At 52.7% G+C, this 14,188-nt stretch carries 12 protein-coding genes; 3 read left to right on the top strand and 9 right to left on the bottom strand.

Annotated features, from left to right (window positions below; genetic code table 11):
- Position 1 precedes the first annotated feature (1 nt).
- On the bottom strand, positions 2-535 hold the full coding sequence (locus K7P01_RS02370; protein WP_267289432.1) for an acyl-CoA thioesterase: 534 nt from the start codon (positions 533-535) through the stop codon (positions 2-4).
- Between the two features lie 445 nt (positions 536-980).
- Here K7P01_RS02370 and thrA point away from each other — a divergent pair, with 445 nt between their 5' ends.
- Genes thrA through thrC form a run of 3 tightly spaced genes read left to right on the top strand, consistent with a single transcriptional unit; the run spans position 981 to position 5,716 of the window.
- Positions 981-3,428, top strand: a complete 2,448-nt coding sequence (thrA, locus tag K7P01_RS02365; protein ID WP_267289430.1) for a bifunctional aspartate kinase/homoserine dehydrogenase I — start codon at positions 981-983, stop codon at positions 3,426-3,428.
- A 43-nt stretch (positions 3,429-3,471) separates the two neighbouring features.
- A complete protein-coding gene (locus tag K7P01_RS02360) occupies positions 3,472-4,398 on the top strand; it encodes a homoserine kinase (RefSeq protein ID WP_267289428.1) in 927 nt (308 codons plus the stop codon).
- Positions 4,399-4,411: 13 nt separating this feature from the next.
- Positions 4,412-5,716, top strand: coding sequence for a threonine synthase (thrC, locus tag K7P01_RS02355; protein WP_267289426.1), 1,305 nt, complete (start codon positions 4,412-4,414; stop codon positions 5,714-5,716).
- Here thrC and K7P01_RS02350 read toward each other — a convergent pair.
- The 8 genes from K7P01_RS02350 to K7P01_RS02315 form a co-directional block, all read right to left on the bottom strand.
- Positions 5,713-6,132 (bottom strand): GtrA family protein, encoded by a 420-nt coding sequence (locus K7P01_RS02350; RefSeq protein ID WP_267289424.1) that lies wholly within the window; start codon positions 6,130-6,132, stop codon positions 5,713-5,715. The two genes, thrC and K7P01_RS02350, sit on opposite strands and share 4 nt — an antisense overlap.
- A gap of 119 nt (positions 6,133-6,251) precedes the next feature.
- Positions 6,252-8,489 carry a CRTAC1 family protein gene (locus tag K7P01_RS02345; RefSeq protein WP_267289422.1) on the bottom strand — a complete coding sequence of 746 codons (2,238 nt, stop codon included), beginning with the start codon at positions 8,487-8,489 and terminating at the stop codon, positions 6,252-6,254.
- A 93-nt stretch (positions 8,490-8,582) separates the two neighbouring features.
- Positions 8,583-9,125, bottom strand: a complete 543-nt coding sequence (locus K7P01_RS02340) for a hypothetical protein (protein ID WP_267289420.1) — start codon at positions 9,123-9,125, stop codon at positions 8,583-8,585.
- 140 nt (positions 9,126-9,265) lie between these two features.
- Positions 9,266-9,439, bottom strand: coding sequence for a hypothetical protein (locus tag K7P01_RS02335; RefSeq protein WP_254084919.1), 174 nt, complete (start codon positions 9,437-9,439; stop codon positions 9,266-9,268).
- A 116-nt stretch (positions 9,440-9,555) separates the two neighbouring features.
- Positions 9,556-10,206: a protein-L-isoaspartate(D-aspartate) O-methyltransferase gene (locus K7P01_RS02330; protein ID WP_267289417.1), complete on the bottom strand. Its 651-nt coding sequence runs from the start codon at positions 10,204-10,206 to the stop codon at positions 9,556-9,558.
- 330 nt (positions 10,207-10,536) lie between these two features.
- Positions 10,537-11,430, bottom strand: coding sequence for a 3-hydroxybutyryl-CoA dehydrogenase (locus K7P01_RS02325; protein ID WP_267289415.1), 894 nt, complete (start codon positions 11,428-11,430; stop codon positions 10,537-10,539).
- A gap of 73 nt (positions 11,431-11,503) precedes the next feature.
- The gene (locus K7P01_RS02320) at positions 11,504-12,958 is read right to left on the bottom strand and encodes a POTRA domain-containing protein (protein ID WP_267289413.1); all 1,455 of its coding nucleotides are present in this window, start codon (positions 12,956-12,958) and stop codon (positions 11,504-11,506) included.
- 56 nt (positions 12,959-13,014) lie between these two features.
- Positions 13,015-14,142: a prolipoprotein diacylglyceryl transferase gene (locus K7P01_RS02315; RefSeq protein ID WP_267289411.1), complete on the bottom strand. Its 1,128-nt coding sequence runs from the start codon at positions 14,140-14,142 to the stop codon at positions 13,015-13,017.
- Between the last annotated feature and the right edge of the window lie 46 nt (positions 14,143-14,188).

The raw sequence follows: 14,188 nt of genomic DNA, 5'->3' as shown, positions 1-14,188 counted from the left end.
CTTAGGATTCTTTGATGTCGAAGATAGATCGTAGCTCGGCGGCTTCAGAAGGTTTCATTCTTCCCGCCAGGATGAGACGCAGCTGGCGGCGGCGCAGCGCTCCTTCGTAGTATTCGGCTTCTTCCGGCGTTTCGGTTACAACCGCGGGTACGTCGGTGGGCTTGCCATCCTTGTCGAGCGCGACAAAGGTAAAATAGGCAGCATTACTTTCAAACTTGTGCGCGGCCGGTATATCTTCGGCATCGACATCGATGCGCACTTCCATCGACGATTGGAATGCGCGTGTCACGCGTGCGCGCAGCGTCACCACGTTGCCCAGGCGAATGGGATGCTTGAACGAGATGTTGTCGACCGATGCCGTGACCACATGGCGGTTGGAATGCTTCTGTGCAGCGATGGCCGAAACGATGTCCATCCAATGCATGAGCCGTCCCCCCATCAGGTTGTTGAAGGTGTTGGTGTCGTTCGGAAGAACAAGCTCTGTCATGCTTACAAAAGACTCGCGCGGAAATTTACTTTTTCGTGTTTCGCTCATGGTGAAAAGATCGCTGCCGGCGCCGGGCAGGCTCCGGTGGTTGTAGTATCGTGTGATGTTTTTTAAGGAAATGATACCCGTACTTTTTCAGGTAATATTTTTATCAGACTCGTTGCATACGATTGCAATGCGCTAATAACCGTTAGTTCGTGCAAAAATCATCAATTTTCTGTAGGAAACAAGGCAAGGGTTTCATTATTTCGGGATATCAAATGACACCGGCGAAACAATATATACTTTCCCCTGGAAGCTTTTTCACAGAAGCTTCTATCGCCATGGCTACCGTTGTGACAACGATTATTACCACTATTATTACCATTACCATCATTACGGGGTAACCCGTATGCATGTATACCTCCGCCCCCATTAGGATTACGTCCACCTCCAGGAAGTGCTACGCGTAATCGGAAAAACAATCACCTCAACAACCAGAAAACACTTTGTCATGAAAATATTGAAGTTCGGTGGCTCATCGGTTGCCACCCCTGCGCGGATACAGTCGGTCATCGAGATCGTCAAGCCGTACCTGCGCGAAGACGTTGCTGTCGTATTTTCCGCCTTTGGCGGTGTTACCGACGTATTGATCCAAATCAGCCGGTTGGCCCTCGAAGGCAACCTGGAATATAAAGCCACCCTTGCTGAAATTGAGCGCCGCCACCTCGATGCCGTACGCGCACTGGTAGGCGTGCAAAAACAAAGCAGCATCCTGGCACAAGTTAAGTTTACCATTAACGAGCTGGAGGACGTGCTGCACGGCGTATACCTCGTGAAAGAACGCACCCCCCGCACCCTCGACTATATCATGAGCTTTGGCGAGCGCCTGTCGGCCTATATCATTGCCGAAGCGTTCAAAGACAGTGGTGTCGCGGCGGAGTTTCTCGACACGCGCCGCGTTGTGCGTACCGACGCTAACTTTGGTTACGCCAAAGTAGACTTCGACACAACCAACACACAGATACGCGAGCACTTCAGCCGCCAGCAGGCGCTGCAGATCATCACCGGATTTATCGGCACCAGCGAAACGGGCGAAACGACAACACTCGGCCGCAGCGGCTCGGATTATACCGCCGCCATCTTTGCCGGTGCCTTGCAAGCATCAGACCTCGAGATCTGGACGGACGTAGACGGCATGATGACGGCTGACCCACGTCTCGTGAAGAAGGCATTCACGGTGCCGCAGATGAGCTATGAAGAAGCGATGGAATTGTCGCACTTTGGCGCAAAAGTGATCTTTCCGGCGACTATGCAGCCGGCCATGGTCAACCGCATTCCCATCTGGATCAAGAACACATTCAACCCGACATTCCAGGGTACTGTTATCCATTCCGAGTCGAAGAATGGGAAAGTGATCAAAGGTATATCGTCCATGAATGCCATCAGCCTGCTCAGCGTTCAGGGGAGTGGTTTACTGGGCGTGGTGGGCGCGTCGGCGCGATTGTTTGCTACACTGGCGCGCGAGCGGGTCAACGTGATCCTGATCAGCCAGGCGTCGTCCGAGCACTCCATCTGCCTCGCGATCGAAAGCCTGTATACCCGTCAGGCCAAATCGGCTATCGAAAAGGAATTTCAATACGAAATACGCAACGAAGAAATCGACGAAGTACACGTGGAGACAGACCTCTCGATCATCGCGGTCGTCGGCGACAATATGAAACAAAGTCCCGGTACCAGCGGGCGCATGTTTAGCGCGCTCGGTAAAAATGGTGTGAACGTCATGGCCATCGCGCAAGGCTCTTCGGAGCGCAATATCTCCGCCGTCGTGCGGCAAGCCGACGTCGCGAAAGCGCTGAACGCATTGCACGAAGCATTCTTCCTGTCGGATCGCAAGCTGCTTAACGTATTCCTCGTGGGCACGGGCCTGATCGGCAAAGCCCTGATCAACATGGTGCAGGAGCAATTTGACAAACTGGCAAAAGAGAATCTACTGGAAATAAACATTATAGCCGTTGCGAACAGCCGCAAGATGCTTTTCCAGGAAGCGGGGTTGCCCCCGGCTACTTGTCTGGACGAGAACGAGGCGAAGGGTGAAACCATGCACATGGAGAAGTTTGTAGAGCAGATGGTATCGCTCAACCTGCCCAACAGCATTTTTGTAGATTGTACCTCCAGTGAAGAGGTGACATCGTTCTACGAAGCGATCCTGTCGGCCAGCATCTCAGTCGTAACACCGAATAAGAAAGCCAACTCAGGTTCGCTCGAAAAATACCAGTCACTGAAACGTACCGCCTTCCGCCGCGGTGTGAAGTTCCTGTATGAAACCAACGTAGGGGCCGGTCTGCCGGTGATCAATACGCTGAATGACTTGCTCCTGAGCGGTGACAAGGTCATCAGCATCGAAGGGGTGCTGAGTGGTACGCTGAACTTTATCTTCAGCTCTTATTCCGCCGGCAAGAAATTTAGCGAAGTGGTGAAAGAAGCCAAAGCGAAAGGATATACCGAGCCTGATCCGCGTGACGACCTCAGCGGCATGGATGTAGCGCGCAAGATTCTGATCCTCTCCCGCGAGGCGGGCCTGCCGTACGAGCTGAGCGACATTACCGTGGAGAACCTGGTACCAGGTGACTGCCGCGAGCAGACTTCCGTGGACGCATTCTTTACCGCACTGGAGAAACATGACAGCGCATTTGAGAAACTGTTGGCCGATGCCACCGGCCGCCGGGAGAAGCTGCGCTACATGGCCGTGTTGAAAGACGGCAAAGTGGCGGTATCACTGGGTACGGTAAACGACACGCATCCGTTCTACTCGTTATCGGGTAGCGACAACATTATCTTGTTGACAACAGAACGTTACCACGAGCGTCCCATGGTAATTCGTGGCCCGGGTGCCGGTGCCGCGGTAACGGCCGCCGGTGTATTTGCCGACGTGATCCGCATCGGCCACTATGCCCGCTAACGATAATAACGAACGATAGCGTATAACAATAAACATCGCATTCATGAAATCTGTAAGAGCATCGGCCCCTGCAACGGTAGCAAACGTTTCGTGCGGCTTCGATATATTCGGCTTTGCTGTAGCCTCGCCCGCCGACGAGGTAGTAGTGACCCTGACCGACAAACCGGGCGTGGTCATTCGCGAGATCTTTGGCGACGACGGTCGCCTTCCGCGGGACGCATCGCGCAACACATCCAGTGTTGCCGTCATCGAATTTTTGAAAGCCATTAAAAGCGAGCAGGGTGCAGAGATCACCCTGTATAAACACCTGGCACTCGGCAGTGGCATGGGGTCCAGCGCAGCCAGCTCGGTGGCTGCCCTCGTGGCCATTAACCACCTGCACGGCGAACCGCTCTCGCGTAAAGAGCTGCTGCCGTTCGCCATGGAGTCGGAGCGCATTGCCTGTGGATCGGCCCATGCCGACAACGTGGCACCTTCGCTGTTGGGTGGCTTTGTATTGATCCGCGGGTATGACCCACTGGATGTGACGAGCATTCCCACACCGGCGGGTTTATTCTGCACCTTAGTACACCCGCATCTCGAATTAAAGACTGAAGATTCGCGCCGCGTGTTAAAGGCCACGATACCAATAAAGGATGCCATCACACAGTGGGGAAACATTGCCGGCCTGGTGGTAGGCCTGATGAAACCGGACTTTGGATTGATCGGTCGATCCTTGAAAGATGTGGTGGCCGAACCGATTCGTTCCGTGTTGATACCGGGCTTTGATCGCATCAAGGAAGAGGCTGTAAAAGCCGGTGCGTTGGGCTGTGGTATCTCGGGCTCCGGACCCACCATCTTTGCATTGTCGACCGACGCCGCCACGGCACAACGGGTGGGGGAGGCCATGCAGGCTCAATTCACGGACTTGAAACTCAAGAGTGACGTATTTGTGTCGGAGATCAACAACGCCGGGGCCAAAATCCTATAAGCCATACCAGACAATGAAATTCTACAGTACGAATAACAAAGCACTACAAGTCGATCTGCGCGACGCCGTAATCCAGGGCCTGGCACCCGACAACGGTCTCTATATGCCCGAACGGATCCCCACGTTACCACCCGACTTCTTTGCCAGGCTTCCGTCCATGTCGTTTGCCGACATGGCCTTTGCCGTGGCCCAAAACCTGGTGGGCGACGACGTGCCCGCCGACGAGCTGCGGCGCATCGTAGACCACACCATTCAGTTTGACGCACCCGTGGTAGAGGTGGATGACCACCTTTATGCTCTCGAGCTTTTCCACGGCCCTACATTGGCCTTTAAAGATTTTGGTGCGCGCTTCATGTCGCAGCTGCTGGGATACTTTGCCCGCAGTCAGAAACAAGAAATTGTTATACTCGTCGCTACATCAGGCGATACCGGCAGCGCGGTGGCCAACGGCTTTCTCGGCGTGCCCGGTACACGGGTAATTGTGTTGTACCCTTCCGGTAAAGTAAGCGACATTCAGGAAAAGCAGTTCACGACCCTGGGCCAGAACATTACGGCCCTGGAAGTAGACGGCACCTTTGATGATTGCCAGCGCCTGGTAAAACAAGCATTCCTCGACGAGGACCTGAAGAAAAAATACTTCCTGACCTCCGCCAACTCGATCAACATCGCACGACTCATACCGCAGTCGTTTTATTACTTCTATGCATACGCACGGGTGCAACACCTCGGCCGGCCCGTGGTGTTCTCGGTACCGAGCGGCAACTTCGGCAACATTACGGGTGGCTTACTGGCGCGGGCGATGGGCCTGCCCATTCACGCCTTCGTCGCGACTACCAACGTAAACGATGTGGTGCCGGCGTATCTCAAAACACAAGTGTTTACACCACGTCCGTCGCAACAGACCATTAGCAATGCCATGGACGTTGGCAACCCGAGCAACTTCCCGCGTATATTGGAGCTCCTGGGGCACGACTACAAAGCACTATCGGCATTGATCAAAGGCTACGCCTTTACCGACGACGAGACCCGCGCGGCGATGCGACTGGTAAAAGCATCATCAGACTATGTGCTGGACCCACACGGCGCCATTGGCTACCTGGGTTTGCAGCACTACCTGGACGAAACGACTGACGAGGTAACGGGCATTTTTCTCGAGACGGCACACCCGGCCAAGTTTAAGGAAGTGGTCGACGAAATACTGGAAGAGCCTATCGCCATACCACCGGCATTGCAAAAGTTCTTGCAGCGTTCCAAACGTAGTGTGCCGATGAAATCGGACTTCGCGTCGCTTAAAACTTATCTGCAGGGAAATCTCTAGTTGCCGGTTTGCTGTGCCACGTCCCGGTTGCGGAAGACGATGTACTTGCGGGTAAAGAAATTCCAGACCACGGCCACAGCAATGGCGAGGGCCTTGGCGATCTTGTCGTCCATCGACACAAATTCGACAAGTGCCCACAGCACGGCCGTGTTCACGGCCAACGCGCCGGCCAGACAAATGGCAAACAGCGTGGCTTCGTAGACCCTGTTGGCCTGTGTGGTAGAGGTGAATACGTATCGCTTGGTGAGGATGTACGTCACGACATTGGTCAGGATAAAGCCCAGCACATTGGCCACGCGATAGTCGGTAATGGTTTTGAATGCAAAGTAGAGAGAGTACTCAAGCACGGCAGAGATACCGCCGACGATTACGAAACGGGTAAACTCTGCTTTGAGCAGTCGACGCAAGGGTTCCATAGTGGCTTTTTCAGAATACGAAACCACAAAGAAACAATTTTAATTTGGGAATACCGATGCCCCGCCCGGACCACCTGCCTGTGAAGAGCAGGTGGTCCTGTGGGTGCCGCGTAGAGTGCTTAGCGGTTATAGGCCAATGATTGCGGTTCGCAGATTCGGTTGGGCAAGGTCCATGTAATGGTTTTCAGGTTTACAGGTTCAACTTTATCGCTTCCTTCCGTAATGCGGATAAACTGGTCGGCGCGCAGGTTGGTGAATTTTTGCACGGTGCCGCTGCCACGCCAGGTGATCTCGAGCTCGTCGATGGTAGTCGCTTGTCCCACGCCGATCTCCCGGCGTAAAGGCGATGCGCCAAAGCTGCCGCCGCTGTTCACGTCACGATAGATGGTACGACGCACGCCGTTTTCCGTACAGGTGATCTTGAGCCGGGAGCCGATCGCATCGCGGTTGGCTTGTGTGCCGGTAAGCAGAATCGTGATCCAGTGGTTGTTACCCTGTCCCGGATTCAGGAAGAACGAATTCTGATAGGCATCGCCGATAAACGCACCGCCCATCTCGATGTGAATATCCTGGTCGCCGTCGTTGTCCATGTCGGCAAACGACACGCCGTGGCCCTTTTGCAAGTGCCCCACGCGGGCCGACGCGGTAACATCCGCGAATTTTTTCCCGCCCAGGTTTTTAAACATTTTGTTCGGCACGAGTGATTGGTAATTAGGATTACCCGAGCCCAGGTACATGTCCAGGTAACCGTCGTTGTCGATGTCGCCGAAGTTGGAGCCCATGGCAAATACGTTGGTGGTTAGGCCCATGGCAGGAGCCACATTGGTAAAGGTTCCGTCGTGGTTGTTGTGATACAGCAGCATCTTTTCAGGGCTGCCGGCGGGAATGCCCAGCTTCTCAGCCGCGGTATAATATGCAAGCGACTGCGAGAAGGTATAATCACAGACAAACACGTCCAGCCAGCCGTCGTTGTCGTAATCGAAGAACCATGTTGGGAAAGTCTTTCCGTGCTCACGGTCAAACCCAGCCTTTGCCGAAACGTCTTCAAACATCACCTCTTTGCCTTGCACGCCCGTATTGCGCAGCAGCTTGCGTACGCCATCCATGCTCGAGAAGAACAAGTCAATCAAACCGTCGTTGTCGAAATCACCCGAAGCGACGGCTTTGACATAAAATCTATAGTCCACCTTCGCCAGGTGAGCTACCTCGCGAAAAGTGCCATTCTGGTTATTGATATACAGCTCGCAGGGATGCTGAACGTTATACCCCTGGTGGTCAGTTTCATTGCCGATAAAGAGGTCCAGCCAGCCATCATTGTTAAAGTCGTTCCAGGTAGCGGTCTGTGTGGGATGAAAGGAGAGCAGACCGGCCTGGGTGGTAACGTCCGAAAAGGTACCATCACCGTTGTTTTTCAGCAGGGAATTGGGCTCTTGCCCGTATTCGCCTTTCCAGGCCCCCCGAAGCACAAGTATGTCGCGAAGGCCGTCATTATTATAGTCGGCCTGAACCATGTTTAAACCGCCTGTAAGGCCCTCCAAACCGGCCTTGTCCGACCAGTCCGCAAACGTGCCGTCGGCATTGTTGTGAAAGTAATGCATTTCTTCGTCCAGTCCCCAGCCTGAGGTGATCAGATCCAGGTAGCCGTCGTTGTCAAAATCTTCTGTAATGCCGCCTCCCGCCATGTTCCGGGTCGCCAGGTTCAGGTCGCCGGCAATATCCTCAAACGCATTCATTCGGTACGTGGTGTCGCCCTCCATGCCGGGTATATAAAATTCAGGCGGCACGCGTTGGGGGTATTCTCCCAATGTCATATAGGCCAGGTTCAGCAGCCAGCGCGACTCCAGGTCCTCCGGGTGCTGCCGCAGCGTTTCTTCATACAAAGGAATGGCTTTGCGCGAACCCGCGATGTCGCGGTGTACACCCAGTCCGCGGATCGGCAGCACGCACGAGGCTGCCGCATGTCCTTCAATACAGTTAGACCGCTCGCCCAGACGCAGGTAGGCAAGAGCCAGGTCTTTACGTATTTTATCTTGTTGGTAAGGGTTGGCATCCTTGAGCAGCGGCTCGAATAATGCTACGGCTTTTTCTTCCTCGCCGATCTCCAGCAGGATGTTGGCCTTCAGGTATTGGCAGTAGGCGATCTGTGCCGGTGTGCTGTGCGGTAGTGCCAACAGCGAGTCCATGAACTCCAGCTTCGCTTCGGGTATATATTGGTTACGCGCACCGAACTGCTCAGTCCGCTTTTTTTTGAGGATGGCCAGCATTTCTTCGTGGCAGGTCGGCTTGTGCTGGCAAGCCGTAACGAGTAGTATAAGCAGCGTGGCCACACGGCACAGCGCAGGGATAAAGGTTTTCATTAGGCGTGTTAAGTTACTGTAAGGATAACAGGTCATCCGGCAACAAAGCCTACACAGGCTGCTGCCGCAGAATAAAGAAGTATAGCAGGTAGATCAGGCCCGTTCGGGCGGAGGGGTTATGACACGTTGCGCCGGCGGGCACCAGCGTGTGGTATAGGCTATAGCGTAACGATGTATTTGTAGTGCGTGCCCGAGGGTTAAAGTCAGAATGGGCGCAAGTGTATAGTCATGGGCCAGGTTGTCTGATAGCTTCGGAGCTTTCAGCGGTGCTGCCAGTGTATGCGTAGGATCGGCAAAACGGGCGAGGAGGGAAGCGGCGCGATGCTCCGCACGATTGGGGAGACAGACAACATAAAGCGTATCGGCTTCGATGTGCTGGCTCACCAGGGTATATAATTGCCCCTCGTACCGCAGCGAACCGCGTAAGCGATGGTCTTCACCCTGTCCCGCCAGCAGGTAGGGCAGGGAAAGTGGGAGCTTAAGGACAACCGTTTCGCGGCTGTCATACGCGCCGGCATCCACGCGCTGATTTAATACATGCGTAGTGTGCAGCCGCAGCAAAGGATAGAGACCATAATAGCCCAGGGCATTAAACAGGAAGAGCAGGAGCAATATAGCGGCTATCGGTCTTTTCATTTGGGGTACCGAATATAACCATTATACTATCAAAAACAAGGCATGAGAGTCCGGATTACTTTTCTACGCTTCTGTTCAAGTCCTCGTAGGCCAATAAGATGTGCTCCCGGCTTTCATTACCGGTATACTCTCTCATATCATCACGCTCCAGTAATAGATAGGGGCTTAACAAAGGTGTAACGATCTTTCAGGTCAGAAATCCGGCCGCCGTTTTGAATGTGTGCCCGAATGGCGTTTTTATCTTCCAGCATTTTCTGGAAGATAGCCGCACCCCTGGAAGTACCTTTGCTAGGTTTGTTGAAGTCGTTTTTCATATGGTTTAGACAACTATTTGTTTTCTTCCATAAACAACAAAAAAAATCTCAGTCTTAAATATGAAAGAATAGAAATGTTTAGTGTTTCCCCAAAAAAGATTCTGAGGCTGGGAAATCTATTTTCCCCAGCCCTGCGCACCCAACAGTGGTACAAATGCAAAGTTGTCGAACTCTTCGCGTATGAGCTTGCCGTCCTTCTTGCAAATGCGTAGCATAAGCTGCCGTGTACGATCGCCAACCGGTATTACAAGGATGCCGCCTTCCTTCAGCTGGCTGGTTAGGGCGTCCGGCACGATCGGCGCGCCGGCTGTAACAATGATCTTATCGAAAGGAGCTTTTACCGGTAAACCCTTTGAACCATCACCATGAAAGAAGTGGGGCTTATAGCCAATGCTTGGTAAAAAGTCGCGCGTGCGCTCAAAAAGCACCCGGTTGTACTCGATCGTATAAACCTTAGCACCGAGCTCCAGCAGAATACAGGCCTGATAACCCGAGCCGGTACCGATTTCCAGCACTTTGTCGCCTGGTTTGATCTCGAGCTTTTCCGATTGAAAGGCAACCGTGTACGGCTGGGAGATCGTCTGACCTTCGCCGATCGGAAACGCTTTGTCCTGGTAGGCATGGTCCAGCAACGCGCTTTCAAAGAAGAAATGTCGCGGCACCTTCCCAATAGCGGACAGAACACGGTCGTCTTTAATGCCCTTTTCTGCCAGTTTTTTTACCAGCTTATTGCGCAATCCCTGGTGCTTATAATTGTCTTCCTTCATGATTTTTCAACAGGATTTCCGCCCTTGTGGATTAAATGTGGATCGATTGTTGATAAGATGTAACGTACTTATAATCAAATATTTAAAGTTTGGTTTTGCATTTTACATGTTCAAAAAACGGCCTAAAAATCGAAATTTATTGGCCCTATCAAAGTTCAAAAAAAACCTTAGGAAAAGTCGCGGCTTTGACCTTACTTTAAATCCTCTCCACACAGTGATAAGCTTTTTGCCATAGCGTTTCACGGTGTCCTGTCTCAAAAAGGGACAGGTGAGCAGTGTAAATAAAGGCCAGCGACGGTTACATCGCTGGCCTTTCACTTTTAGGCCCCTTCAGACCTTTTGGAACCGCGTCGAAGGTTTAAGTTCTTTATTTCCAGTCGTATACATATAAAAGCCCTGCCCCGATTTTACCCCTTTATGCCCAGCCTGGACCATGTTGATCAGCAGGGGGCAAGGAGCATACCGCGGGTTGCCAAAACCGTCGTGCAGCACCCGGAGAATGGATAAGCACACATCCAGCCCGATAAAATCCGCCAGTTGCAGCGGCCCCATCGGATGCGCCATGCCGAGCCGCATTACCGTGTCAATCTCCTCCACGCCCGCGACACCTTCATACAGCGATGCGATCGCCTCGTTGATCATAGGCATTAAGATCCGGTTGGCAACAAAGCCGGGGTAGTCGTTTACTTCTACGGGTGTCTTTTCGAGTTTGCCCGACAGCTCCATGATGGTACGTGTTGTCTCATCACCGGTACTGTAGCCGCGAATTACTTCAACGAGCTTCATCACGGGTACCGGATTCATAAAGTGCATGCCGATCACTTTCTCAGGCCGCCGGGTGGCCGCCGCGATGCGTGTGATCGAAATGGACGATGTATTGGTAGCGAGGATGGTGTGTGCCGGAGCAGCCGCATCCAGGTCTTGAAAGATCTTCAGTTTGAGGTCGATATTTTCGGTAGCAGCTTCGACAACAAGGTCTGCACGTTGCACCCCGGCAGCGATGTCGGTCGACGTTGTGATGCGTGCGAGCGCTTCCACTTTTGTTGCCTCGGCAATCGTGCCTTTCTCGACCTGGCGCCCCAGGTTCTTTTCGACCGTAGCAAGTGCTTTCTTCAACGCCTCGGCAGCAATGTCGATAAGTGTAACGTGGTAACCATGCTGTGCAAAGGCATGTGCAATGCCATTGCCCATAGTGCCGGAACCGATAACTGCAATGTTTTTCATGATGGGTTTTTCGGGTTAATGAGTTGGGCGCAAAGATAGGATTTCACGGCACGTAGAGAAACCGCCGCAAACGCTAGAATTCTTTCTTCAGGTTGAAGAACAAACCACTGACCCCCTCGGCATTATAGGTGTATTCAAAACGAAACACCGTATCGTACGAGCCCACAATGTCGATACCCATGCCGCCACCCGACAGCAGCCTGCCGGTGAGTTGATTGCTGAGCGTATAGTTGTTGTAATTGTGCACATAGCCCACGTCGCCATATGCCTTGAGATATATTGCCAACGGTATGTGCCGGAATTGCGGAATAGGTACTGCCTTCATATGATAGGTGCGTGCGAACAGACGCTTTTTGAAGGTAGTTTTGTTGAGCAAAAAGCGAGGCCCTTCGATCACATATATTTCATAGCCGCGAATCACTTGCTTTTGATATCCCAACGCGCTGTAGTTGTAGTAAGGCAGATCGTCGGGCCGGCTCCAAAAGCCCACGATGTTGTTTGATAAGAAGTAATTCTTACCCATATCAAAAAAGCCCGTCGCCGTTAAGCTCGCTTCAAACTTATCGATGTCGTCGTTCTTCATAATGCCGTTCTGCGTGGCCGCTACGTTCAGGTAATAGCCGCGCAGCGGATAACCAACATAGTCGCGGTGATCGGTGGTGAATTGATATGTGATCGTGCCATACTGCTGCATGCGATTTCCTTCCCCCAGGTAGTTTGGGTTCAGGCTCATAATAGTGTCGTTTATGCTGACGCTTTTATACGATACAGAGAAGCCATGCGACTGGTAAAAGGAGGGACGATAGGTATAGGTCAGTCCACCACTACGCACCGTGCGCAAGACACGTTCGGATTCGAGAAAGACCATCTTGTGGCGCAGTGTCTGATATGCCAGGTTCTTGGCTTGCGCAAAGTCCAGGTCGATCATGAGTCCCTGCCGCTGCTTGCGGTCGATGTAGGGAATGCGGTACGAGAGATTGAACCGGCGCGTAAAGCCGAGCTGCGTAGTAAAGCGTAGCGTTTCGTTGCGGCCCCGCATGTTGTATTGATACAACCGTAAACCATAGTTCACACGGCTGAAGTCGTGATTATAGTTCTGCCACCACTCGTTAAAGTTGCGGTCGGCCAGTTCGAAGATCGGAGAGGGAAATGTATACCATCGCTCGTTCACATCCACAAGCAGGTCGACGTGGTTAGGATCATACTCCAGCGCACGAATCTCGACGGTATTGAACAGCCGGGTGTTGATGAGCTTCTTTTTGTCGAGCTCCAGCATGCTGGGCAATTCCTGGCTGAAGACATAGTCGCCAGGTTTAAGCGACAGTTCGCGCAGTACGATGGGATCGCGCGTAATACGGTTGCCGACAATAAAGATGCGATTGATCCGGAGGAAACGGCCTGCGCTGTCCGGCAACTGCCGGGTGCGGACAGGACGAATCACGGAATCCGCTGCCGGTAAAGCAACCGCATCCTGACGGTCTTTTCCCTGCAGGAAAAGACTAAACAAACCGAAGATAAATGCTAACATTTCGTAGCGCAAAGACACCTGCCCGTACGACAAGTTTAACGCTACTTTTCTAAATATCAGGTGTTTTTCGATTCCTTTTTTCGACTGGTGTAGACCAGAATGATAATTCCGGCAACGACCAGCGGAATACTCAGAATTTGCCCCATGTTAATGGGCAATCTATCCTCGAATGCCTCCTGATTTTCTTTCAGGAACTCGATTACGATCCGCATACCGAAACACCACACCAGGAAGATCCCAAAGATGCGGCCCGTGACCAGATGCTGACGGTGGCGGTTCCAGATGGCGAACAGCACGAGGAACAGGATCACACATGAAATGGCTTCATAGAGCTGCCCCGGGTGACGCGCGATGCCCACGGTGTTAATCTTGGCCACAAAGCCCTCGGCGTCGGGCCTGGCGATCTTATAGTCCAGTCGCAATTGGGGTGTTTCGTCAAAGTATTCGTACAATCGGCCGCTAAGCAGGGGTACGACACGGTCGTTTATCAGTCCCGCCGCCTGGGCTTCAGTCGCTTGCGGCTTGAAGAAAATGTAAATTGTGATAGGCTTGCGGCCGTTCTCGCCGGCGGGCAGCGAGTCGTTCTGCACATACACCATGTCTTTAACGATGTGGTCGGGATCAATCCGGTCGTCCTTCAACGACTCGGTCAGGCGCCCGGTAAATACAATGCCCCAGGGCTTGTCGGTAGGGGTACCGATAATTTCGGAGTTGAAGAAGTTTCCCAGGCGGATCAACGCACCAGTTAACGCCACCAGGATCACAATGCGGTCGAGTATTTGAAAATAGTTCTGCCCTGGCTTGCGCTTGCGGCTGTAGAGCCACAGGGCAAACAGAATACCGATGGCACCGCCGTGGCTGGCAAGGCCTTGCAGACCGGTAAATTTGAATGGGCTGAACTCAAAGGGCAGGAAGATGCTAAGCGGCTCCTGCCAGATGATCTCCGGCTGATAAAACAGCACGTGGCCCAGGCGGGCGCCGAGAATCGTGGCAACGATCATGTAAATGGTCAGCGTGTCGACATCCTTCTCCGGTTTGCCTTCCTTGCGGAACATATAATACAGGATCTGCTGGCTGATCAAAAAGCCCAGCGCGAAGAATAATCCATACCAACGAAGTGCAAATGAACCGACCGAAAAGATCTCGGGATTACCGTTCCAGATAATGTAACTCAGTGTAGCCATGAGGGCAAATATAGTGTTAATTGTCTACAGACCAGAGGTTGCCAGA

This window comes from Parachryseolinea silvisoli (assembly GCF_021190955.1).
GTDB classification, from domain to species: Bacteria; Bacteroidota; Bacteroidia; order Cytophagales; family Cyclobacteriaceae; genus Ohtaekwangia; species Ohtaekwangia silvisoli.
The sequence above is the reverse complement of the archived record's forward strand: the minus strand, read 5'-3'. Positions and strand labels throughout refer to the sequence as shown.

What these genes read in the sequence shown, in the direction of transcription:
- K7P01_RS02370 (WP_267289432.1), bottom strand. Translation starts at nt 535, where the DNA reads ATGAGCGAAACACGAAAAAGTAAATTTCCGCGCGAGTCTTTTGTAAGC.
- thrA (WP_267289430.1), top strand. Translation starts at nt 981, where the DNA reads ATGAAAATATTGAAGTTCGGTGGCTCATCGGTTGCCACCCCTGCGCGG.
- K7P01_RS02360 (WP_267289428.1), top strand. Translation starts at nt 3,472, where the DNA reads ATGAAATCTGTAAGAGCATCGGCCCCTGCAACGGTAGCAAACGTTTCG.
- thrC (WP_267289426.1), top strand. Translation starts at nt 4,412, where the DNA reads ATGAAATTCTACAGTACGAATAACAAAGCACTACAAGTCGATCTGCGC.
- K7P01_RS02350 (WP_267289424.1), bottom strand. Translation starts at nt 6,132, where the DNA reads ATGGAACCCTTGCGTCGACTGCTCAAAGCAGAGTTTACCCGTTTCGTA.
- K7P01_RS02345 (WP_267289422.1), bottom strand. Translation starts at nt 8,489, where the DNA reads ATGAAAACCTTTATCCCTGCGCTGTGCCGTGTGGCCACGCTGCTTATA.
- K7P01_RS02340 (WP_267289420.1), bottom strand. Translation starts at nt 9,125, where the DNA reads ATGAAAAGACCGATAGCCGCTATATTGCTCCTGCTCTTCCTGTTTAAT.
- K7P01_RS02335 (WP_254084919.1), bottom strand. Translation starts at nt 9,439, where the DNA reads ATGAAAAACGACTTCAACAAACCTAGCAAAGGTACTTCCAGGGGTGCG.
- K7P01_RS02330 (WP_267289417.1), bottom strand. Translation starts at nt 10,206, where the DNA reads ATGAAGGAAGACAATTATAAGCACCAGGGATTGCGCAATAAGCTGGTA.
- K7P01_RS02325 (WP_267289415.1), bottom strand. Translation starts at nt 11,430, where the DNA reads ATGAAAAACATTGCAGTTATCGGTTCCGGCACTATGGGCAATGGCATT.
- K7P01_RS02320 (WP_267289413.1), bottom strand. Translation starts at nt 12,958, where the DNA reads ATGTTAGCATTTATCTTCGGTTTGTTTAGTCTTTTCCTGCAGGGAAAA.
- K7P01_RS02315 (WP_267289411.1), bottom strand. Translation starts at nt 14,142, where the DNA reads ATGGCTACACTGAGTTACATTATCTGGAACGGTAATCCCGAGATCTTT.